We start from the raw sequence: 23,066 nt of genomic DNA, 5'->3' as shown, positions 1-23,066 counted from the left end.
GGTGCTCACTTCTTGCCGACGAACCAGCCCTGCAGCTTCTTGATCCGAGCCTGGATCTGCTCCCGCGTGGCTTGAGCGACGGCCGGTCCCCCACATGCCTTGCGCAGTTCGACGTGAACGTTCTGGTGCGGCGTTCCGGTACGTCTGGACCAAGCGCCCACGAGGCTCTGGAGCTGGTTGCGCTCTTCCTTCATCGCTCGGTGCTCGAGCTCGCTCGTCTCCGTCTCAGGGGCCGGAGGAGCCGCCGCGGTCTTGCGCTTCGCCTGCCGGGCCTGCTGAGTGCTCAGCAGCTCACGCACCTGATCGGGTTCGAGCAGGCCGGGGATGCCGATGAAGTCGAGTTCATCCTCGGAGCCGATGGCTCCGCCGGTGCCGAATTCACCGCCGTCGTAGAGGACACGGTCGAACAGGGCTTCGGCGCCGAGCGCTTCGAAGGAGCCGAGCTGGTCCGACGAGGCGCCCTCGTTGCGGTTCGCCTGCTCCATGGCCTGATCGTCGAAGACGACGACATCGTTCTCGTCCTCGTTCTTCGGGCGATCGAGGGCATGATCGCGTTCGGCTTCCATCGAGTTCGCCAGGGCCAGCAGCACGGGCACCGAGGGCAGGAACACCGAGGCGGTCTCGCCGCGTTTGCGGGCACGCACGAAGCGCCCGATGGCCTGCGCGAAGAACAGCGGCGTCGACGAGGAGGTCGCGTAGACGCCGACACACAATCGGGGAACGTCGACGCCTTCGGAGACCATCCGCACGGCGACCATCCACCGGTCGGTCGAGTTCTGGAACTGTTCGATCCGCTCCGAGGCTCCCGCCTCGTCGGAGAGCACAACGGTCGGCTTCTCACCGGTGATCTCGTGCAGTCGTTTGGCGTAGGCTCGGGCCGCCTCTTGGTCGGTGGCGATGACGAGGCCGCCGGCGTCGTGGACGGTGCGTCGGACCTCGGTCAATCGCATGTCTGCGGCTTTGAGGACCGCCGGGATCCAGTCGCCCTTCGGGTCGAGGGCCGTGCGCCAGGCCTGCGAGTTGATGTCCTTCGTCGTCTCCTCGCCCAGGACGTGCGACATCTCGTCGCCGGCCTTGGTCCGCCAGGTCATGGCGCCGGCGTAGGCGAGGAAGAGGACCGGGCGGACGACGGAGTCCTTGAGCGCTCGACCGTAGCCGTAGGAATAGTCCGCCACCGAGGTGCGGATGCCGTTCTCGTCGGGTGCGTAGGTGACGAATGGGATCGGTGAGGTGTCGGAACGGAACGGTGTTCCGGTCAGGGACAGCCGACGGACCGCGGGGCCGAAGGCCTCTCGCACGGCATCGCCCCACGACAGGGCGTCACCTCCGTGGTGGACCTCGTCGAGGATGACCAGAGTGCGGCCGGCGGCCGTCCGGTTGTGGTGGAGAACGGGTTTGGCAGCGACCTGCGCGTAGGTCAGAGCCACTCCGTGGTAGCCGGGTGCGTGTTTGCCCTGGGAGTTCTTGAAGTGCGGGTCGAGCTTGATGCCCACGCGTGCTGCCGAGTCGGCCCACTGCACCTTGAGGTGTTCGGTGGGAGCGACGACTGTGACACGGTTGACGACTCGCTGGGCCAGCAGTTCGGCCGCCAGCCGCAGAGCGAAGGTGGTCTTACCTGCTCCTGGGGTCGCGACCGCGAGGAAGTCCTTGGGCTGCTTCTGGAAGTAGAGTTCGAGAGCCTCAGCCTGCCAGGCACGCAACTTTCCCGCCGTTCCCCATGCTGCGCGCTCGGGGAATGCCGGTGGAAGCTGTTCTGCCGCGGAGGTCCCTGGTGCTGTTGGGAGACGATCCGCGGACATCTACTCCTGCGGTCCTTCGGACATCGTCTCGTAGATCTCTTTGCACTTGGGGCAGATCGGGAACCGCTCGGGGTCGCGCGTGGGGACCCACACCTTTCCGCACAAGGCGATCAGCGGAGTCCCGGTCACCATGGACTCCATGATCTTGTCCTTGGGCGCGTAGTGGCTGAAGCGCTCGTGATCGCCGGGCTCGACTAGCTGCTCGGACTGCTCGCGCTCGATCGTTGCTGAACCGCCTGAAGCTGGAATGGTCATGGCTCCATTGTAGTTCCCTAGAATGAGAGTCATGGACCAGGCCTACGACGATTCCCTCACAGAACGCTACCGCGAGCTCAGCGACGACATCGCTGCGGCGGTCGCCGTGGTCTCCGCTACCCGTGGCAGTGCCCTGCATGCGATCACCGTCGATTCGTTTCTCGACGTGTCGTACGATCCCCCGACGATGGCCGTCAGCGTCTATTCCGGCTCTCGGATGATGGAGACTCTGGAGACGAGTTCCCACTTTGCGATCTCGCTGCTCAGCTCCGACCAGCGCGACATCTCCGAACGCCTCGGCGCTTCGGGCCAACCACTGTACGGATCGCTCAAAGGCATCGACACTTTTCCCGCCCCTCATGCCGGACAGCCGGTGCTCACCGAGGCAATCGCCTGGTTCGAGCTCAAGCTCACCGAGGTGCTCGAGGTTGCGACCCACAATCTCGTCGTCGGGGAGGTGGTGTCCATGGGCGCGGGCGCCGATGCGGGAACGAGTCGTCCCCTGCTGCGTTGGCGAAAAGGCTACGGAACCATCGGAAAGCGCTGACCTTCTCGTCTGGCTCTGACCGGTCCCTGATCACGAACCCACCCAGCACGGTCGACACGGACCGACAGGCAGGACACAGCTATCGGGGTCGATCGCGGGCTCACAGCGTACGACAGAGGCTCTGCTCAGGACCGACGGCTTCGTGGAGAAGTTCACCGGTTCTGAGCAGAGCCTGTCTTGTGGTTTGGGTTGTCAGCCTCGACTGTCAGCGCTGATCGCGGTCGTCCTGTCGGCTGTGCACAGGCGCTTTGGTCGCCCGGCCGCCGATGGACCAGACGATCAGACGACTCCCTGGGCGAGCATTGCCTCGGAAACGCGGATGAAACCTGCGATGTTGGCGCCGGCGACGTAGTCTCCGGGCTGGCCGAACTCGTCGGCCGCAGCCGCGCAGCTGTCGTGGACATCGCCCATGATCTCGGCCAGGCGCGCCTCGGTGAAGTCGAAGTCCCACGAGTCGCGGCTGGCGTTCTGCTGCATTTCGAGCGCACTGGTCGCGACACCGCCGGCGTTTGCGGCCTTGCCGGGGGCGAAGAGGACGCCAGCCTCGGAGAAGACCTTCACGGCTTCCGGCGTGCAGGGCATGTTCGCGCCTTCGGCGAGGGCGATAACTCCGTTCTTGACCAGAGTCGCAGCCGAGTCCCCGTCGAGCTCGTTCTGAGTCGCACATGGCAGTGCGACGTCGACCTCGACGTCCCAGACGTTTCCACCCTCGTGGTAGGTCGCGCGTCCCCCGCGCTGCTCCACGTATTCGGAGATGCGTCCCCGCTCTTCGAACTTGATGCGCTTGACGAGTTCGGTGTCGATTCCGTCCGGGTCATGGATGAAGCCGGCCGAGTCGGACATCGTGATGACGGTGCCGCCGAAGGCCGTGACCTTCTCTGCGGCGAATACTGCGACATTTCCCGAACCGGAGATCGAGACAGTGCGACCGTCGATGTTCTTCTTCGCGGCGGCGAGCATGTCCTTGAGGAAGTACACGACGCCGAAGCCGGTGGCTTCGGTACGGACCATGGAACCGCCGTAGGACAGTCCCTTGCCGGTGAGCACACCTGCTTCATAGGAGTTCGTCATGCGCTTGTACTGGCCGAAGAGGTAGCCGATCTCCCGACCACCGACGCCGATGTCACCCGCGGGCACATCGCGATACTCACCGATGTGACGGTACAGCTCGGTCATGAACGACTGGCAGAACCGCATGACTTCGCGGTCGCTGCGGCCCTTCGGGTCGAAGTCAGATCCGCCTTTGCCGCCGCCGATGGGCAGGCCGGTGATGGCGTTCTTGAAGATCTGCTCGAAACCGAGGAACTTGACGATGCCGAGGTTCACCGAGGGGTGGAACCGCAGACCGCCCTTGTAGGGGCCGAGAGCCGAATTGAACTGCACGCGGAAGGCGCGGTTGATCTGCACGACTCCGGAGTCATCGATCCAGGGAACCCGGAAGATGATCTGGCGTTCGGGCTCGCAGAGCCGCTCGAGCGCGGAGAGTTCCAGGTATTCGGGGTGCTTGTCCACGACGGGGCCCAGGGAATAGAGAACTTCCTGTACCGCTTGGTGAAACTCCGACTCTCCAGGGTTACGTTGGAGCACTGTGTCGAAGATTGGCTGCAGTGATGGATGTAGACTCATGCGCACAAACATACCGTGACCCGTATAACAACAATCCGAGCGACCAGATAATGGACAGCGCTGTCCGGTCACTTCAAGTGGGATATAAGTCTTCCGCGCAGTTCCAGGGCCACTGAACACGAAAGAATGGGCACAAGGCACATGGACATCTCGGAGATCTGGCCGCCGTTCGCACTTCATCTGCGATCAGATGATATGGAACTCTCACCCGTAAGAGAGGCCGATATTCCGGAACTCGCACAGATCGCGCGAGGCGGAGTGAGACGTGATGGAATCGAAGCCTTCCTCGTCAATTGGGACTCGGGCACCGATGAGCAGGTAGCACGAAGCCTCGCTCAATACCACTGGTCCACTAGAGCGAACTTCACCGTAGATGAGTGGACGATCGAGTTCACGGTCAGGGTCAATGGCCGCGCCATCGGAGTTCAGGGTGTGACCGGACGTCGGTTTCCACTCACGAGGACAGTCTCGACAGGATCATGGTTGGCGCTGCCTGAACAGGGCTGCGGATACGGCACCAGAATGCGAAGGATGATCATCGAAGCCTTCACCAGATACTTCGGTGCCGCACGATTCGACACAGCATACTTCGACGGCAATGACGCCAGCCGGCGGGTATCGGAGAAGCTCGGCTACTCCCCCAATGGTGATCGAAGCGCTGTCGGTCAGAACGGCACGGTCCTGACCGAACACCGCATGGTGCTCCGCGCCGAGGACTACGTCCACACAGACAGTGACCTACAAGTCACCGGCGCCGAAGCCTTCCGAACCTTCCTCACTATTGCTACCTGACGGGGGCGCAGCAACCTCGCGCCAGGTAGCCCAGCCCCCGTCAGGTAGTAATAAGCACCGGGCATCCCACCCACACGTGAACACACACGAATGCACCGGTTCGTGAATACAGTAATGGCCCCGCCCAACACAGTTGGACGAGGCCATCACCACTAAAAAATATTGCGGCAGTCACTTACTCTCCCACAACCACCAAGTTGCAGTACCATCAGCGCGAATGGGCTTAGCTACCGGGATCGGAACGGTTAACCGGGCGTTTCCCCACCACTATCACCACCGCAAAACCAACAAACCACCACCACAACCCCACACAGGGTTGTCAGCGGTAGTGGTCCAAGAACCGCACAGCGAACGCGAACACCAAAAACTATGTCATGCGCACCCTTCACAAGGGCGCATTCTCTCATCACAACCAGAAAAGACTACTCATAGAAACAATCCTTCACACACACCAACCCCCAAAAGGATGGTTCAGTGAGTGATCGGTGTATTAGTACCAGTCAACTCCACACCTTACAGTGCTTCCATACCCGGCCTATCAACCCCATCATCTATAGGACACCTCCCCTGACAAAAGTCAGTTGGAAATCTCATCTCGGAGCCGGCTTCCCGCTTAGATGCTTTCAGCGGTTATCCATCCCGAACGTAGCCAACCAGCCATGCTCCTGGCGGAACAACTGGCACACCAGAGGTTCGTCCGTCCCGGTCCTCTCGTACTAAGGACAGACCTCCACAAATTTCCTACGCACGCAGCGGATAGGGACCGAACTGTCTCACGACGTTCTAAACCCAGCTCGCGTACCGCTTTAATGGGCGAACAGCCCAACCCTTGGGACCGACTCCAGCCCCAGGATGCGACGAGCCGACATCGAGGTGCCAAACCATGCCGTCGATATGGACTCTTGGGCAAGATCAGCCTGTTATCCCCGAGGTACCTTTTATCCGTTGAGCGACCACGCTTCCACAAGCCATGGCCGGGTCACTAGTCCCAGCTTTCGCTCCTGCTCGACACGTCCGTCTCACAGTCAAGCTCCCTTGTGCACTTACACTCGACACCTGATTGCCAACCAGGCTGAGGGAACCTTTGGGCGCCTCCGTTACTCTTTAGGAGGCAACCGCCCCAGTTAAACTACCCATCAGGCACTGTCCCTGAACCCGATCAGGGTCCGAAGTTAAGGAATCCACTATGGTCAGAGTGGTATTTCACCGATCGACTCCACCCCAACTAGCGTCAGGGCTTCCCAGTCTTCCACCTATCCTACACAAACCACACCGAATCCCAATACCAAACTATAGTGAAGGTCTCGGGGTCTTTCCGTCCTGCTGCGCGTAACGAGCATCTTTACTCGTAATGCAATTTCGCCGAGTTCGTGGTTGAGACAGCAGAGAAGTCGTTACGCCATTCGTGCAGGTCGGAACTTACCCGACAAGGAATTTCGCTACCTTAGGATGGTTATAGTTACCACCGCCGTTTACTGGGGCTTAAATTCTCCGCTTCACCCTTACGGGTTAACAGGTCCTCTTAACCTTCCAGCACCGGGCAGGCGTCAGTCCGTATACATCGACTTACATCTTCGCACGGACCTGTGTTTTTAATAAACAGTCGCTTCTCTCTGGCCTCTGCGACCACCACCAGCACATCCCCAAGCAAGTTGGGTTCACCGGGATGGTCCCCCTTCTCCCGAAGTTACGGGGGCATTTTGCCGAGTTCCTTAACCACGATTCTCTCGATCACCTTAGTATTCTCTACTCGACCACCTGTGTCGGTTATAGGGTACGGGCAACACACACCCTCACGTCGATGCTTTTCTCGGCAGCAGAGGATCACCAGATCACCCCACCAATGTGGGGCGCCCATCAGCTCTCACACTCAAATGTGGGGACGGATTTACCTACCCCCACGTGCTACAACCTTAGACCGTGACTACCATCGCACGGCCTGGCTACCTTTCTGCGTCACACCTCACGCTTACCGACTCCACACTCAGGTCCCCCACTCAAACCCAACCACAGGCCCGAAGGCCTGACGGGATCATCACGGGGTTAGTATCGTGTGTTTTGGTACTGTCGGTTGTGTGTCGGTACCAGAATATCAACTGGTTGTCCATCGACTACGCCTGTCGGCCTCGCCTTAGGTCCCGACTTACCCAGGGCGGATTAGCCTAGCCCTGGAACCCTTGGTCATCCGGTGGACGGGTTTCTCACCCGTCTTTCGCTACTCATGCCTGCATTCTCACTCGAATCGCCTCCACCACTCGTTCACACGGCAGCTTCTCCGGCAACTCGACGCTCCCCTACCCAACACCACACCATTACGGCGATTGTGGTGCTGCCACAACTTCGGCGGTGTACTTAGCCCCGCTACATTATCGGCGCTCAATCACTTGACCAGTGAGCTATTACGCACTCTTTCAAGGGTGGCTGCTTCTAAGCCAACCTCCTGGTTGTCTTCGCAACTGAACATCCTTTCCCACTGAGCACACGCTTAGGGGCCTTAGTTGATGGTCTGGGCTGTTTCCCTCTCGACAATGAAGCTTATCCCCCACTGTCTCACTGCCACGCTGAACCTTGACTGGCATTCGGAGTTTAGTTGACGTCAGTAACCCGGTAGGGCCCATCAGCCATCCAGTAGCTCTACCTCCAGCAAGAACCACGCAACGCTGCACCTAAATGCATTTCGGGGAGAACCAGCTATCACAGAGTTTGATTGGCCTTTCACCCCTAACCACAGGTCATCCCCTCCATTTTCAACTGAAGTGGGTGCGGGCCTCCACGCGCTCTTACACACGCTTCACCCTGCCCATGGCTAGATCACTCCGCTTCGGGTCTAGGACACGCGACTAGGATCGCCCTATTCGGACTCGCTTTCGCTACGGCTACCCCACACGGGTTAACCTCGCCACGCACCGCTAACTCGCAGGCTCATTCTTCAAAAGGCACGCCATCACAGTCATCTAGATACTGCTCTGACGGATTGTAAGCACATGGTTTCAGGTACTCTTTCACTCCCCTCCCGGGGTACTTTTCACCATTCCCTCACGGTACTTATCCGCTATCGGTCATCAGGAAGTATTTAGCCTTACCAGGTGGTCCTGGCAGATTCACACGAAATTCCACGAGTTCCGTGCTACTCGGGCATGCACACACTGCGAACAGTCAGCGTTTCGTCTACGGGACTCTCACCCACTCCGGTCCTGTTTCCCACCAGGTTCGACTACACCAACAACACTCACAGACCGGTCATGCTGGACCGGACCACGTACACCCCACAACACCCCTGCAGCAACACCAGCACGCTTGACACTGCACAGGTTTAGGCTCATCCAGTTTCGCTCGCCACTACTCCCGGAATCATTGTTATTTTCTCTTCCTGCGGGTACTGAGATGTTTCACTTCCCCGCGTTCCCTCCACATGCCCTATATATTCAGACACGGGTCACCACCCTCACGAGTGGCGGGGTTTCCCCATTCGGAGACCCTCGGATCAACGCCTGTTTATCGGCTCCCCGAGGCTTATCGCAGATTTCCACGTCCTTCATCGGCTCCTGATGCCAAGGCATCCACCATGCGCTCTTACACACTCACCCAACCCCTCAAAGGGACCGGCTTCGTGTGCGCGAAAAATATTGTTTCATTCACCTTAACTAGATGATGACAAGAAAAATCACATTACATAAACACCACACAAATATGGTGTTTGATGCTCGCGTCCACTATACGATTCTCAAACCACTACCAAACACCCACCACCACACACCAGAAGTCTCTGCTGCTTGGTGGTCGGGTTGGTCCTGTTGGTTGAAACCACACCCACACAATCGTGTGGGGTTTGTGATTCCAGGACCCAATAACGTGTTCGTTCTAGCCCACCCGATCACTCACCGCACCCGGGGCATTGACCCCAGCCGGGCTGTGTGGGCGAGCGGAAGAAGTGATGTTCCACCCTTGAGCTCTCATGATGACCACAGACGGGTCATGCCATGAGGATCTTAATGTGTGCTCCTTAGAAAGGAGGTGATCCAGCCGCACCTTCCGGTACGGCTACCTTGTTACGACTTAGTCCCAATCACCAGTCCCACCTTAGACGGCCCCCTCCCACAAGTGGGTTGGGACACCGGCTTCGGGTGTTACCGACTTTCGTGACTTGACGGGCGGTGTGTACAAGGCCCGGGAACGTATTCACCGCAGCGTTGCTGATCTGCGATTACTAGCGACTCCGACTTCACGTAGTCGAATTGCAGACTACGATCCGAACTGAGACTGGCTTTAAGGGATTCGCTTACCCTCACGGGTTCGCCTCTCTCTGTACCAGCCATTGTAGCATGCGTGAAGCCCAAGACATAAAGGGCATGATGATTTGACGTCATCCCCACCTTCCTCCGAGTTGACCCCGGCAGTCTCCTATGAGTTCCCACCATCACGTGCTGGCAACATAGAACGAGGGTTGCGCTCGTTGCGGGACTTAACCCAACATCTCACGACACGAGCTGACGACAACCATGCACCACCTGTACACCAGCTCCAAAGAGAAGAACTGTTTCCAGAACGGTCCAGTGTATGTCAAGCCTTGGTAAGGTTCTTCGCGTTGCATCGAATTAATCCGCATGCTCCGCCGCTTGTGCGGGCCCCCGTCAATTCCTTTGAGTTTTAGCCTTGCGACCGTACTCCCCAGGCGGGGCACTTAATGCGTTAGCTACGGCGCGGAGAACGTGGAATGTCCCCCACACCTAGTGCCCAACGTTTACGGCATGGACTACCAGGGTATCTAATCCTGTTCGCTCCCCATGCTTTCGCTCCTCAGTGTCAGTTACAGCCCAGAGTCCCGCCTTCGCCACCGGTGTTCCTCCTGATATCTGCGCATTTCACCGCTACACCAGGAATTCCAGACTCCCCTACTGCACTCTAGTCAGCCCGTACCCACTGCACGCGCAACGTTAAGCGTTGCGTTTCCACAGCAGACGTGACCAACCACCTACGAGCTCTTTACGCCCAATAATTCCGGACAACGCTCGTACCCTACGTATTACCGCGGCTGCTGGCACGTAGTTAGCCGGTACTTCTTCTGCAGGTACCGTCACTTTCGCTTCTTCCCTGCTGAAAGCGGTTTACAACCCGAAGGCCGTCATCCCGCACGCTGCGTCGCTGCATCAGGGTTTCCCCCATTGTGCAATATTCCCCACTGCTGCCTCCCGTAGGAGTCTGGGCCGTGTCTCAGTCCCAGTGTGGCCGGTCGCCCTCTCAGGCCGGCTACCCGTCGTCGCCTTGGTAGGCCATTACCCCACCAACAAGCTGATAGGCCGCGAGCCCATCCCCGATCGAAAAACTTTCCACCAACCCTCATGCGAGGGATGGTCGTATCCGGTATTAGACCCGGTTTCCCAGGCTTATCCCGAAATCAGGGGCAGGTTACTCACGTGTTACTCACCCGTTCGCCACTCATCCACCAACAGCAAGCTGTCGGCTTCAGCGTTCGACTTGCATGTGTTAAGCACGCAGCCAGCGTTCGTCCTGAGCCAGGATCAAACTCTCCATAAAAAACTTTATGTTACGAATGAATCCCAGCAAGACAGCCAACCCCTCACGGGGTGAGAAGGTTGACCAAAAAATACTGACCAAACACACCATCCACCCATGTGATGCGAGAGGTTCGGCGAAGAACCACCCACCACAGGTGAACCAATGTTTGGCCAGGTGATTGTCTTACCAGAAAATAAAAATGTTCTGGCATCACAACTTGTTCAAACAAACACGCTATTGGATTCTCAAACCACAAACACACACCCATCACCACCACCCGAAAACCGAGCGTGTTCACTGGGGGTATCAGTTTCTGTTTGCACTTTTCGTCTTGCGACTCGCTGTGCCAGCGGATGTCTACTCTACATGGTTGTTCTGATCCGCGCAACTCGAAGTTCATCTTCGGTTTGCCCGTATCGTTCCCGATCAGAGCGACTGTTGCCGTTCCTTGCGGCCTGGCAACCTGGACAACAATACACACATCTTCGCCCACCTGCAAAACCGCTCCGCACGCGCCCACTCCCCCGTGCCGAAGAACCCCCAGTTCTCGGGCGAACGTCTCCGCCGCACAGCGTTAAGAGAGACCTACGCCACGGGTTCGGCGAGTTCGGGAGAATCGTTGCGGACGTTTCCGACCGCTTTGCCGACCTTGTGCCGAGTGACGCTGGCGGGATCAACCTGATCAAGTGTCGCCGCCAACAGGTCCGGCACATCATTCGTCAGGACTCCAGGGTCGATCCAGTCACTGATCTGGTCGCGCCCGAGGAACACGGGCATCCGATGGTGGACATCGCTGAGATGCCCCGCGGACTCCATCGTCAGGATCGTTGTGGAGACCAACCAGGTCTCATCCGGCTGTTTCCAGAACTCGAAGAGTCCCGCCATGAAGAGGGGGTCCTCGCCGGCAGCGGTCATCATCCATGGCTGCTTGCCGTCTTCTGTGTTCTCCCATTCGTAATAGCCCGGAATCGGCAGCGCACAGCGACGACGTCGGATGGCCTGCCGGAACATCGGCTTCTCGAGCACTGTCTCGGAACGGGCATTGAATGCCTTGAAGCCGATTTTGGGATCTTTCGCCCATGCCGGCACCAGTCCCCAAGACGCGGTTTCGAGACGGCGATGAAGCTGACCATCCTCGTCGAGTCGTTCGACGACGATCGGCACGAATGATCCCGGGGGCACATTGAAGCGCGGCGCGTAGTCATAGGAGACGACATCCAACCGCAGCTCATCAGCGAGATCCGCCGGATCGAGAGACATATTGAGTCGACCGCACATGCGCCCATCTTCTCACTTCACTACACTGTCGACAATGGCGGCAGAAGAGAATACAAGTACGGGGTTCGACCCGATCGAAGAGTCCCGTCGACAATGGCTGGCCCACGGATGGGACGATGCAGCCGATGGAATGACGACAGTGATCTCAGTGATGAGGATCCACCAGCTGTTCCTGGCCCGAGTCGATGCCGCCCTCAAGCCCTTCGCGCTGACGTTCTCGCGCTATGAGGTGCTCACTCTCCTATCCTTCACACGAGCCGGGACCCTGCCGATGTCGAAGATCTCCGCTCGACTGCAGGTGCATGCGACCTCGACGACGAACTCTGTCGACCGCCTCGAGAAGGCCGGCCTCGTCGCCAGACGCAGCCACCCCGATGATCGCCGGACGACGCTCGTCGACCTCACTGATGCCGGTCGCGAGCTCGCCGCTCAGGCAACGAAGGCGCTCAACGCCGAGGTCTTCTCCTCCCCCGATTTCTCCGGTATCGACCTCGACTCTCTGCTCCCCCACCTCGAAACACTGCGCTCGGGACTCGAAGCCGGCGCCTGAGCCGACCGAAGCCGGCCGCCGAACGGACCATCGGTCACCGGGGCCGCCTCGGCGAGAAATTAGTTGGATGTCCAAGTAATATGGACGTATCGTGGTGTCGATCACCGAATAAGCGTCCGATTCTTGGAGGAATCATGTCCCGCAGTACAGCCGCTGCCCTACCTTTCGGTCTCACCGACGAACAGCAGACCGTCGCCGGGATGGTGCGTGAGTTCGCCGATACCGAAGTCGCCCCACACGCCCTCCAATGGGATGCCGAACACTTCTTCCCCGTCGACGTCATCAGGAAGTCTGCCGAACTCGGAATGGGAGGCATCTACGTCAGCGAGGAGTCCGGCGGAACCGGAATGGGCCGGATGGACGCAGCGCTGATCTTCGAAGCGATGTCGACCGGATGCCCCTCCGTCGCCGCCTATATCTCCATCCACAACATGGTCGCGTGGATGATCGACAAGTTCGGCAACGACGAGCAGAAGACGACGTACCTCGAGAAGCTCGTCTCCATGGAGCACCTCGGCAGCTACTGCCTGACCGAGCCCAATGCCGGCTCCGATGCGGCCGCCCTGCGCACCTCCGCCCGTGAGGACGGCGACCACTATGTGCTCAACGGAGTCAAGCAGTTCATCTCCGGCGCCGGCACCTCGGATACCTACCTCGTCATGGCCCGCACAGGCCAGGACGGAGCGCGTGGAATCTCCGCCTTCATCCTCGAGAAGGGTATGGAGGGTCTGAGCTTCGGCCCCAATGAGCAGAAGATGGGCTGGCGCGCACAGCCGACCCGGCAGGTGATCATGGAGAACGTGCGGGTTCCGAAGGAGAACATGCTCGGCGCGCCCGGCCAAGGCTTCAAGATCGCGATGTCCGGACTCGACGGCGGACGTCTCAACATCGGCGCCTGCTCGCTCGGCGGCGGTCAGGCCGCGCTCGAGAAGGCCATCGCCTATATGGGTGAGCGCCAGGCCTTCGGCACCGAGCTCTCCGGATTCCAGGCTCTGCGCTTCGAGGTCGCGCAGATGCAGGCCGACCTCGAGGGTGCTCGCTCCCTGCTGTGGCGGGCCGCAGGAGCCTATGACGCAGGCGATCCGAACACCTCTCTGCTCTCGGCCATGGCCAAGCTCAAGGCCACCGACACCGGTTTCGATGTCGCGAACAGGGCACTCCAGTTGCACGGCGGCTACGGCTATCTGACAGAGTATGGAATTGAGAAGCTGGTGCGTGACCTGCGAGTCCACCAGATTCTGGAAGGCACCAACGAAATCATGCGCGTGATCATCTCGCGCAAGAGCACAGGAGTGGGCTGATATGACAGAACCTTCGGCAGAGCAGGCGGACGCCTCCGTCATCACCTCGGTAAAAAACGGGGTCGGCCGAATCGAACTCAACCGACCGAAGCTGATCAATGCGCTCAGCCAGGACATGGTGGGTGCCATCGATGACGCCCTCAACGCATGGCGCGACGACGAAGCGGTCAACCTCGTCCTCGTCACCGGTCGCGGGGAACGCGGTCTGTGTGCGGGCGGCGACATCAAGGCCGTGTACAACGACATCGTGGCCGGCAGCGATGAGAACGCGAGATTCTGGAACCGCGAATACAAGATGAACTTCGCAATCTCTGAGTTCCCCAAGCCCTACGTCGTCATCATGAACGGCATCACGATGGGCGGCGGAGTCGGCATCTCCGGACACGGATCGCACCGCATCGTCACCGATTCGACGAAGGTCGGAATGCCGGAGACCGGAATCGGGCTCTTCCCAGACGTCGGCGGCACCCACCTGCTGGCCAACGCCCCCGGAGAGCTCGGCACCCACCTTGCGCTGACCGGGCAGCCCGTCGGGGCCGGCGCTGCGATCGCACTGGGCCTCGCCGACTACTTCGTCCCTGACGCGCAGATCCCCGATCTCATCGCCGAGCTGACCGATGGCGAGGACCTCGACGCGGTCATCGGCCGATATTCGTCCGATGTTCCGGACAACGAACTCGCCGAGGCGGCCGACTGGATCAACGCCTGCTACGCCGGCGACGACGCCGAAGCCATCGTCGCGGCTCTCGCCGCGCACGAGAACCCCGATGCCCAGGCCACCGCTGAGCTCATCGGCACGAAGGCCCCCACCTCGGTGAAGGTGACCCTGGCTGCGGTCAGGAACGCCGCATCGATGAACCTGGCCGACGTCCTCGAACAGGACTACCGGGTCGCCGTCACGCTCACCGGCCTGCCGGACCTCAAGGAGGGTATCCGCGCGCAGGTCATCGATAAGGACCGCAACCCGCAGTGGAGTCCCGCCTCGCTGGCCGAGGTCTCCGACGAACAGGTCCAGTCCATCCTCACCACCGACCACGAAGACAAGGTGTTCTCATGAGCGAATTCGAAACCATCCTGACCGACGTCGCCGACGGCGTCGCCACCATCACGATCAACCGACCGAAAGCGCTCAACGCGCTCAATCTGCAGGTGCTCACCGACATCACAGATGCCGCTACGGCCTACGACGCAGACGATTCGATCAAAGCGATCATCATCACCGGCAGCGAGAAGGCCTTCGCCGCCGGCGCAGATATCAAGGAGATGTCGAGCCTCGACTTCTCGACCGCATACAAAGCTGACTGGTTCGCCGGTTGGACCCGGCTGACCGATGTGCGCAAGCCCGTCATCACCGCCGTCGGGGGCTACGCCCTGGGCGGCGGCTGCGAACTGGCGATGATGGGCGATATCCTCATCGCGTCGACGAAGGCGAAGTTCGGACAGCCCGAGATCAACCTCGGCGTGCTCCCGGGCATGGGCGGATCGCAGCGACTGACCCGCGCCATCGGCAAGGCCAAGGCCATGGACATGTGCCTCACCGGCAGGATGATGGGCGCCGAGGAGGCCGAACGTTCCGGACTCGTCGCTCGCATCGTCGAACCCGAAGCGCTCCTGGACACGGCGAACGAGATCGCGCAGACGATCGCGTCGAAGTCCCGCATCGCCTCGGCGATGGTCAAGGAAGCGGTGAACACCGCATTCGAGACGACCCTGGAGCAGGGACTGCGCTACGAGCGCCGACTCTTCCATTCGTCCCTGGCCACGAATGATCAGTCCGAGGGCATGGCCGCCTTCGTCGAGAAGCGGGACCCGAACTTCACGGATTCCTGATCCAGCTTCTTATCACTGCCGAAGGCGCAGACTCCTCAGAGAGTCTGCGCCTTCGTCGTCTGATCAGCCGAAATGCGGGCCAGGAGACGAAAGAGACTGTGTTCCGTATCGCATTTAACAATCGTTCAGTTAGAGTGAGTGTATGCATTCATCTTCGCAAGGAGGCACCGTGACAAGCTTCACCGATCTGCGCTCCCAACTCCGTCTGCCCGTCGTCGGCTCCCCTATGTTCATCGCCTCGGGCCCCGAATTGGTCAAGGCCCAGTGCCAGGCCGGAATCGTCGGATCCTTCCCATCGCTGAACGCCCGTCCCGCCTCGCAGCTGACCGACTGGCTCGATGAGATCTCCGAGTCGAACGCCGCCCACACTGCGGCGAATCCGCAGCAGCCCGCCGCTCCGTTCGCAGTCAACCTCATCGTCCACCGGTCGAACAATCGCCTCGAGGAGGACCTCGCCGAGGTGGTCCGCCACCAAGTGCCGATCGTCATCACCTCGCTCGGTGCCCGTGAGGAGGTCAACGAAGCCGTCCACTCCTACGGCGGTGTCGTCCTCCACGACGTCATCAACAACCGCTTCGCCAACAAGGCCGTCGAGAAGGGCGCCGACGGCGTCATCGCCGTGGCCGCCGGTGCCGGCGGGCACGCCGGGGCGCAGTCGCCATTCGCCCTGGTTCAGGAGATCCGCTCCTGGTTCGATGGCCCCCTGCTGCTGTCGGGCGCCATCGCCCACGGCCGTTCGATCCTTGCGGCTCTGGCCGCCGGTGCCGACTTCGCCTACATCGGCTCGGCCTTTCTGTCCACGCCCGAGGCGAATGTTGTCGACGACTACCGGACGATGATCGTCGAATCCGGCGCCGACGACGTCGTGTACTCGAACTACTTCACCGGTGTGAAGGGCAACTACCTGCGCGGATCCATCGTCGCCTCGGGCCTCGACCCGGACAATCTGCCCGACGCCGATCCCACGAAGATGGACTTCAGCTCGTCTTCGGGTTCGGACTCGAAGGCCTGGAAGGACATCTGGGGCTCGGGACAGGGCATCGGTGCGCTCGGCCAGCAGCGGACGACCGCAGAGCTCGTCGAGACATTCGCTGCTCAGTTCGACGAGGCGAAGCAGCAGCTGCAGGCGCAGCTGGGCTGATCCGACCGAGCGCCTCAAAGACCACCTCAGCACCAATTGGTACCTGACGGCGGCCCAGCAACCTCGCGCGAGGTTGCTGGGCCGCCGTCAGGTAGCGGTGAGGTTCCGTTCAGATCGTCGAGATGATTCCTCGTTCCGTCAGACGAGAGGCCAGACCGGCACCGTCAGGGGCGTAGATCCACGGCACGCCTTGGCCGCGACCGTGGCGCTTCGACCGTCCACCGGCCCACACGGCCTCACCGACGGTGAGCTGTCGGATTGCCACGGCGGCGACATTCTTCGGATGATTCTCGACGAACTCCCCGTAGATCTCCTCGTCGTTCTGCCCGTCGTCACCGATGAGCAGCCACTTCATCCACGGGAACTCCCTGGCCAGACGTTCCAGCGAATTGCGTTTGTGCTCCTTGCCTGACCGGAACACCCGAGTCGTCGTCGGACCCCAGTCGGTGAGCAGCAGCGGGCCCATCGGATAGAGGTTGCGGGACAGGAAGCGCTTGAGCGTCAAGGCAGAGTTCCACGCCCCCGTCGACAGATAGACCATCGGAGTGTCCGGGCGCATGAAGGTGATCCGGTCATAGAGCACGGCCATTCCCGCCACCGGGGACCTCGCATGCTCGCTGAGGACGAAGGTGTTCCACGCGGCGAGGAAGGGACGCGGCAGCGAAGTGACCATGACCGTATCGTCGATATCGGAGATGATGCCGAAGGTCGAGTCCTCGCCGATGATGCGCACAGCGGCAGAGTCGACGAGCGAGCCGTCGGTCCACAGTTCGATCTCCGTCTCCCCCGGCTCGAAGTCTCCGGGGATCACGGTGTCGATGATTCCTCCGCGATCGGAGGTGACCATATGCTCTTCGTCGTTCACGCGCACCCATGCGGTGTCATTGGGCAGAGGCACACTGACGAAGGACTTCCACCCGCGGATGCTCGCGTGGACATCGGCGGCCGGCTGACCGTTCGGGGTGAGCACCAGGCGTCCGAGCACCCGCACCCAACCGGTCCCGCCGTAGGTGTCGTAGGCGATGACGGTGCGATGATAGGCGTGGTCTGTGGCCCGATTCTGGATCCAGCCGTTGAACCGGTCCTCCACCCGCGCAGCAGTGTGGAGCATATCCGGTGTGAGGTTGAGCGGCCCCTCTTCGGGTTTCTTCTTCGCCACGATCAGATGAAGCCGATCTTGTCATAGACCTCGCGCAGGGTCGCCTCGGCGATGGCGCTGGCCTTCTCCGCCCCGCGATCGAGGATCGCCTGCAGCTGGGTCCGGTCCTCGAGGAGCTCCAGCGTCCGCTCCCGCACCGGTGTCAGGGTCTCCACAGCCACCTCGGCGAGGTCGACCTTGAGGTGACCGTACATCTTCCCTTCGTACTCGGCGACGATTTCGTCGACCGAACGTGAGGTCAGGGAGGAATAGATCGTCAGCAGATTCGACACTCCCGGCTTGTTCTCCGGGTCGAAGGCGATCTCGGTTCCGTCGTCGGTCACGGCGGACTTGATCTTCTTCGTCAGGGCCTTCGCATCGTCGAGGATGTCGATGCGTCCCTGCGGGCTGGGCTGGGACTTCGACATCTTCGCGCCCGGATTCTGCAGGTCATAGATCTTCGCGGTCGCCTTGAGGATCTGCGCCTCGGGGACGGTGAAGGTCTTGCCGAACCGATAGTTGAAGCGTTCGGCGAGGTTGCGGGTCAGCTCGAGGTGCTGGCGCTGGTCCTCACCGACGGGAACGAGCTGCGGGTTGTACAGGAGGATGTCGGCGGCCATCAGCGCCGGGTAGGTGAGCAGCCCCAGGGACACATGCTCCTGCTTCGCGGACTTGTCCTTGAACTGGGTCATCCGGCTGGCCTCACCCATCGAGGTGGTGCATTCGAGGACCCAGGACAGCTGCGGATGGGCGGGCACCTGGGACTGGACGAAGATCGTCGACTTCTCCGGATCGAGACCGGCGGCGATGAACTGCGCGGCCGTGCGCAGGGTGCGTTCCCGCAGTTCGGCCGGGTCCTGCTCGACGGTGATCGCGTGCATGTTCGCGATGAAGTAGAAGGCATCGTGCGACTCCTGGTGAGTCACGAACTGCTGCAGGGCTCCGATGTAGTTGCCGAGATGAAGGGAATCGGAGGTGGCTTGGATACCTGAGACAGTGCGTGGCTGTGAAGAGTTCGTCATAGTCCTATGATGCCATCTCCCCTGTCGGGTCTGTTCAGGCGTCCGGTCTGGTGTCGGAGATCACGCTCGGCCGCGGACCAGCGGTATAGTTCGTACCAGATCACATGATTCGCCAAGGTGTCTCCCAGTTCTCGAACATCTGTCGAGCAGCGGCCAGCGAAGGTCTGATCATGCTGAGAACTCAACAATCCCGACGCGTCATCTCCTACGGACCTGATGCGTCGTCTCTCAAGGAGGAGGACTATGTCGGTCGAATACATCAAGACCGAGGGCGACCTTCCGCCGGTCGCCGTGGTCGAGAAGCCACGCTGGACACCGGCGAAGATCGTGCTGTGGGTGGCCATCGCCCTCATCGCCGGCGCGGGCTGGTCGATGATCGCGTTCGTGCGCGGTGAAGAGCTGTCGGCCAGCTGGTTCGTCGCCGCAGCCGTCGGCAGCTACCTCATCGGCTTCCGCTTCTACGCGAAGCTCATCGAATGGAAGATCTGCCGCCCGAACCCGAAGCGAGCCACCCCGGCAGAACTCAACGACAACGGCCGCGATTTCGCGCCGACCGACCGCCGGGTCCTGTTCGGCCACCACTTCGCCGCAATCTCCGGTGCCGGCCCCCTCGTGGGACCGATCCTCGCAGCCCAGATGGGCTACCTGCCCGGAACCCTGTGGATCGTCTTCGGCGTCGTGCTCGCCGGCGGTGTCCAGGACTATATGGTGCTGTTCTTCTCCATGCGCCGCAACGGCCGATCGCTGGGACAGATGACTCGCGATGAGCTCGGTCGAACGGGCGGAATCATCGCCTCCATCGGCATCATCCTCATCATGGTCATCCTCATCGCGGTCCTCGGCGTCGTCATCATCAACGCGCTGGCCGAAAGTCCCTGGGGCGTCTTCTCCATTGCGATGACCATCCCGATCGCTGTGTTCATGGGCATCTACATGCGCTACCTGCGCCCCGGCAAGGTCGTCGAGACCTCGGTCATCGGCATCGTGCTGCTCGTCATCGCGATCATCGCCGGCGGTTGGGTCCACAGCTCGCCGTTCTGGTCCGAGATCTTCCACCTCGACAAGGTGACTCTGGCCTGGTGCCTGATGATCTACGGATTCCTCGCCGCCGTGCTTCCGGTGTGGGTGCTGCTGGCACCGCGCGACTACCTGTCGACATTCATGAAGATCGGCACCATCGTGCTGCTGGCTGTGGGCATCCTCATCGTCAACCCGACCGTGCAGATGCCTGCGCTGACCGAATTCGCGTTCAACTCGGCCGGTCCGGCGTTCGCCGGTGCCCTGTTCCCGTTCCTGTTCATCACCATCGCCTGTGGAGCTTTGTCGGGCTTCCACGCTCTCATCTCCTCAGGCACGACTCCGAAGCTCATCGAGAAGGAGACGCAGGCTCGCCTCATCGGCTACGGCGGCATGCTCATGGAGTCCTTCGTCGCCATCATGGCGCTGGTCGCCGCGATCTGCCTCGACAAGGGCCTCTACTTCGCGATGAATGCCGCCGAACCGCTCACCGGCGGAACAGTGCAGGGCGCAGCGGACTTCATCAACAACTCCTTGGGCATGTCCGGGGTGGAGACGAGTCCGGAGATCCTCGATCAGGCGGCCAAAGACGTCGGTGAGGAGAGCATCGTCTCTCGCACCGGCGGCGCCCCGACGCTGGCGATGGGAATGGCGCACATCCTCCACAACGTCTTCGGCGGGCCGGCCTGGATGTCTTTCTGGTACCACTTCGCCGTGATGTTCGAGGCCCTGTTCATCCTCACCACGATCGATGCGGGTACCCGCGTGGCCCGTTTCATGCTCTCGGATGCGCTCGGCAACTTCTCGAAGAAGTTCCGGGACCCCTCGTGGACTCCAGGTGCGTGGCTGACGACGGCCATCATGGTAGCCGCCTGGGGATCGATCCTGCTTATGGGAGTCACCGACCCCCTCGGCGGAATCAATACGCTGTTCCCGCTCTTCGGCATCTCGAACCAGCTGCTGGCCGCGATTGCCCTGGCCGTCGTCTTCGCCATCGTGTGCAAGATGGGTCTGGCCAAGTGGGCCTGGATCCCCGGCATCCCGCTGGTCTGGGATCTGGTGGTCACGATGGTCGCCTCGTGGCAGAAGATCTTCTCCTCCGACCCGAAGCTCGGCTACTGGGCTCAGCACTTCGCATACAAGGACGCGCTGGCCGCCGGAGAGACCTCGATGGGCAATACCGAGGGCGTCGCGGCGATGAGCGCAGTCGTGCGCAACACGTTCGTCCAGGGCACCCTGTCGATCGTCTTCGCACTTCTTGTCGCGATGGTCGTCGTCATGGCAGTCTGGAAGTCCATCGAGGCCATCAGGAAGGGGTCCCTGCCGACGACGGAGGAGCCCTTCGTCGAGACGAAGATGTTCGCTCCGGCCGGTCTCATCGCTCGCAAGCCCGAGCGCGAGCTGCAGGCGCAGTGGGACGAACACGCAGCAGGAAGGCAGAAGGAATGAGCACCGCACATCCGCTCGCCCGCATCGCCAGCGATCCGTGGGGATCCCTGCGCCGAGGCGGGGCCTGGCTCCACTGGTACCTCAAGGAGATCATGGGCGAGAACGCCTATATCCACTACCTCGAATCCTACGAGCGCCGCCACGGCACCCGGGAGGGGGCGATGGAGGAGAAGGCCTTCTGGCGAGATCTCACCGATGAGCAGGACCGCAATCCCAAGGCCCGCTGCTGTTGAGACTCTGAAGCTGCCTGCGTCTCTGAACGCAGAGAGGACAGCAAAGAGCCCGGGGCTCAGGACATTTCGTCCTGAGCCCCGGGCTCTTCGTCTGTCGTTCGGTCTGCGGTCAGGCCTGGACGGACGGGAGGTCGTAGTCGATGACCAGCGGAGCGTGGTCCGACCAGCGTTCGGCCCAGCTGTCGGCTTTGTCCACGGTGGCCTTGACCGCGGTTTCGGCCAGGGCCGGAGTGGCCATCTGATAGTCGATGCGCCATCCTGTGTCGTTGTCAAAGGCCTGACCGCGCATCGACCACCAGGTGTAGGGCCCGTCGATATCGCCGCTGAGTTCGCGGTGGACGTCAACATAGCCGATCTCACCGAAGAACTTGTCGAAGTAGGCTCGTTCCTCCGGGAGGAATCCGGACTTCTTCCGGTTGGCTTTCCAGTTCTTTAGGTCGCGTTCGGTGTGGCAGACGTTGAGGTCGCCGGTGATGAGCACATGGTCGGCGGTCTTCGCCAGCTGCGGCATCCGTTCGATCATGCGGTCGAGGAACCGGTACTTGTCGTCCTGTTTGGGGGTGTCGGCCTCACCGGAATGGACGTACGCGGACACAAGGGTCAGAAGCGATCCGTCGCCGAGGCGGAAGTCCGTCTCCACCCAGCGTCCGGCCCGGTCGAAGTAACCGTCGTCGCCGAGTCCTTCGCGCACCGCCTCGGGTTCGGTGCGGGCCATCACGGCGACGCCGGCGCGGCCCTTCGCCTCGGCATCATGGCTGATCGTGGTGTATCCGGTGTCGGCAAGGACACCGTGCGCGATATCGTTCGCGGCGCGCACTTCTTGGAGGGTGATGAAGTCCGGTTTCGCTGCATCGACCCAGGTGGGCATCCCCTTTCGCCATGCTGCGCGGACTCCGTTGACGTTGACTGAAGCAATCCGAATCATGTGATCTATGATGACATGGAGCGCACTATTCTTCCGGGACGGGGCGTTATAGAGTGAGGGTAAGTACGAACACATCAGGAGGCGCAATGGCCGTTGACGAAACTATCGACACCGAGCAGCTGAGCATCAGTCCGCTCGATGAGGTCGACGCCCGCGAGATGCGCGAATTCCTGCTCGACGCCCAAGCCAACTTCTGGGGAGACCGCGATCTCAGCGGTGACCATGATGCCTACTGGTTCCGTCAGTTCGTCACCTCGGGGCTCGTCGCCCGCTACCGTTCGGAGATCGTCGGATACCTGCTCGGCGTCATTCCCCATGATGGTCCTGCCTACATCCACCTGGTGGCAGCGCGGTCGGATTTCCGTCACCAGGGAATCGGCCGTCATCTCTACCAGCACTTCATCGACCATTCCCGTCAGCTCGGTGCCTCCTCGGTTCAGGCGACGACGATGCCGGAGTCCTCGGGTGCGATCTCGTTCCACTCCTCCATGGGCTTCAGCGGAGAGCTCATCGAGGACTATGCCGGCCCGGGCAACCCGCGCGTCTTCTTCGAGCTCAAGTTCCCCGAGGACTGAGCACCCGGCACCGCCCACCCTCCCAGAACTACCTGACGGCGGCCCAGCAACCTCGCGCGAGGTTGCTGGGC

Annotated in this window: 18 protein-coding genes and 3 rRNA genes; 10 read left to right on the top strand and 11 right to left on the bottom strand. The window is 61.1% G+C overall.

Going from position 1 to position 23,066, the window contains the following annotated elements:
• Positions 1-5: 5 nt before the first annotated feature.
• Together AC239G_RS06350 and AC239G_RS06345 are read right to left on the bottom strand one after the other, a co-directional pair.
• Positions 6-1,799, bottom strand: coding sequence for a DEAD/DEAH box helicase (locus AC239G_RS06350; RefSeq protein WP_139469693.1), 1,794 nt, complete (start codon positions 1,797-1,799; stop codon positions 6-8).
• Positions 1,800-2,054 (bottom strand): DUF3039 domain-containing protein, encoded by a 255-nt coding sequence (locus AC239G_RS06345; protein ID WP_035320920.1) that lies wholly within the window; start codon positions 2,052-2,054, stop codon positions 1,800-1,802.
• Positions 2,055-2,085: 31 nt separating this feature from the next.
• On the opposite strand from AC239G_RS06345, the gene AC239G_RS06340 reads away from it, so the two are divergent.
• A complete protein-coding gene (locus tag AC239G_RS06340) occupies positions 2,086-2,601 on the top strand; it encodes a flavin reductase family protein (RefSeq protein ID WP_139469694.1) in 516 nt (171 codons plus the stop codon).
• A 279-nt stretch (positions 2,602-2,880) separates the two neighbouring features.
• On the opposite strand, the gene gdhA is transcribed toward AC239G_RS06340, so the two are convergent.
• Positions 2,881-4,227 (bottom strand): NADP-specific glutamate dehydrogenase, encoded by a 1,347-nt coding sequence (gene gdhA / locus AC239G_RS06335; RefSeq protein WP_139469695.1) that lies wholly within the window; start codon positions 4,225-4,227, stop codon positions 2,881-2,883.
• A gap of 141 nt (positions 4,228-4,368) precedes the next feature.
• Here gdhA and AC239G_RS06330 point away from each other — a divergent pair, with 141 nt between their 5' ends.
• Positions 4,369-5,019, top strand: a complete 651-nt coding sequence (locus AC239G_RS06330) for a GNAT family N-acetyltransferase (protein ID WP_139469696.1) — start codon at positions 4,369-4,371, stop codon at positions 5,017-5,019.
• A 162-nt stretch (positions 5,020-5,181) separates the two neighbouring features.
• On the opposite strand, the gene rrf is transcribed toward AC239G_RS06330, so the two are convergent.
• The 5 genes from rrf to AC239G_RS06305 form a co-directional block, all read right to left on the bottom strand.
• Positions 5,182-5,300 (bottom strand): 5S ribosomal RNA (rrf, locus tag AC239G_RS06325).
• A gap of 189 nt (positions 5,301-5,489) precedes the next feature.
• Positions 5,490-8,606 (bottom strand): 23S ribosomal RNA (locus AC239G_RS06320).
• Positions 8,607-9,026: 420 nt separating this feature from the next.
• Positions 9,027-10,554, bottom strand: a 16S ribosomal RNA gene (locus AC239G_RS06315).
• The 16S, 23S and 5S rRNA genes sit together here, the layout of an rRNA operon.
• Positions 10,555-10,597: 43 nt before the next feature.
• Positions 10,598-11,029, bottom strand: a complete 432-nt coding sequence (locus AC239G_RS06310) for a hypothetical protein (protein ID WP_487489990.1) — start codon at positions 11,027-11,029, stop codon at positions 10,598-10,600.
• A 92-nt stretch (positions 11,030-11,121) separates the two neighbouring features.
• Positions 11,122-11,796 carry an SOS response-associated peptidase gene (locus tag AC239G_RS06305; RefSeq protein ID WP_229664275.1) on the bottom strand — a complete coding sequence of 225 codons (675 nt, stop codon included), beginning with the start codon at positions 11,794-11,796 and terminating at the stop codon, positions 11,122-11,124.
• A gap of 52 nt (positions 11,797-11,848) precedes the next feature.
• Between AC239G_RS06305 and AC239G_RS06300 the strand changes: the two genes are divergently transcribed.
• The 5 genes from AC239G_RS06300 (at position 11,849) to AC239G_RS06280 (ending at position 16,636) form a co-directional block, all read left to right on the top strand.
• A complete protein-coding gene (locus tag AC239G_RS06300; RefSeq protein WP_139468528.1) occupies positions 11,849-12,364 on the top strand; it encodes a MarR family winged helix-turn-helix transcriptional regulator in 516 nt (171 codons plus the stop codon).
• A gap of 134 nt (positions 12,365-12,498) precedes the next feature.
• A complete protein-coding gene (locus AC239G_RS06295) occupies positions 12,499-13,665 on the top strand; it encodes an acyl-CoA dehydrogenase family protein (protein WP_139468529.1) in 1,167 nt (388 codons plus the stop codon).
• Between the two features lies 1 nt (position 13,666).
• Complete coding sequence (locus AC239G_RS06290) at positions 13,667-14,722, top strand: enoyl-CoA hydratase/isomerase family protein (protein WP_139468530.1); 1,056 nt, start codon at positions 13,667-13,669, stop codon at positions 14,720-14,722.
• Entirely contained in the window at positions 14,719-15,495 is a 777-nt protein-coding gene (locus AC239G_RS06285; protein WP_139468531.1) for an enoyl-CoA hydratase, read from the top strand. Before AC239G_RS06290 ends, AC239G_RS06285 begins: the two co-directional genes overlap by 4 nt.
• A gap of 169 nt (positions 15,496-15,664) precedes the next feature.
• Positions 15,665-16,636 carry an NAD(P)H-dependent flavin oxidoreductase gene (locus AC239G_RS06280; protein ID WP_229664274.1) on the top strand — a complete coding sequence of 324 codons (972 nt, stop codon included), beginning with the start codon at positions 15,665-15,667 and terminating at the stop codon, positions 16,634-16,636.
• Between the two features lie 109 nt (positions 16,637-16,745).
• Here the strand turns inward: AC239G_RS06280 and AC239G_RS06275 are convergent, their stop codons facing one another.
• Positions 16,746-17,795 carry an App1 family protein phosphatidate phosphatase gene (locus AC239G_RS06275; protein ID WP_139468533.1) on the bottom strand — a complete coding sequence of 350 codons (1,050 nt, stop codon included), beginning with the start codon at positions 17,793-17,795 and terminating at the stop codon, positions 16,746-16,748.
• Between the two features lie 2 nt (positions 17,796-17,797).
• Positions 17,798-18,796 carry a tryptophan--tRNA ligase gene (trpS, locus tag AC239G_RS06270; RefSeq protein ID WP_139468534.1) on the bottom strand — a complete coding sequence of 333 codons (999 nt, stop codon included), beginning with the start codon at positions 18,794-18,796 and terminating at the stop codon, positions 17,798-17,800.
• A 243-nt stretch (positions 18,797-19,039) separates the two neighbouring features.
• Between trpS and AC239G_RS06265 the strand changes: the two genes are divergently transcribed.
• Both AC239G_RS06265 and AC239G_RS06260 read left to right on the top strand, forming a co-directional pair.
• Positions 19,040-21,262 (top strand): carbon starvation CstA family protein, encoded by a 2,223-nt coding sequence (locus tag AC239G_RS06265; RefSeq protein ID WP_446655852.1) that lies wholly within the window; start codon positions 19,040-19,042, stop codon positions 21,260-21,262.
• A complete protein-coding gene (locus AC239G_RS06260) occupies positions 21,259-21,495 on the top strand; it encodes a CstA-like transporter-associated (seleno)protein (RefSeq protein WP_181271771.1) in 237 nt (78 codons plus the stop codon). Before AC239G_RS06265 ends, AC239G_RS06260 begins: the two co-directional genes overlap by 4 nt.
• Positions 21,496-21,604: 109 nt before the next feature.
• On the opposite strand, the gene AC239G_RS06255 is transcribed toward AC239G_RS06260, so the two are convergent.
• Entirely contained in the window at positions 21,605-22,420 is an 816-nt protein-coding gene (locus AC239G_RS06255; RefSeq protein WP_139907308.1) for an exodeoxyribonuclease III, read from the bottom strand.
• Between the two features lie 86 nt (positions 22,421-22,506).
• Here AC239G_RS06255 and AC239G_RS06250 point away from each other — a divergent pair, with 86 nt between their 5' ends.
• Positions 22,507-22,995: a GNAT family N-acetyltransferase gene (locus AC239G_RS06250; RefSeq protein WP_139468538.1), complete on the top strand. Its 489-nt coding sequence runs from the start codon at positions 22,507-22,509 to the stop codon at positions 22,993-22,995.
• The last annotated feature ends 71 nt before the right edge of the window (positions 22,996-23,066 follow it).

It is taken from the genome of Brevibacterium sp. Lmc1 (assembly GCF_057654315.1).
The sequence above is the reverse complement of the archived record's forward strand: the minus strand, read 5'-3'. Positions and strand labels throughout refer to the sequence as shown.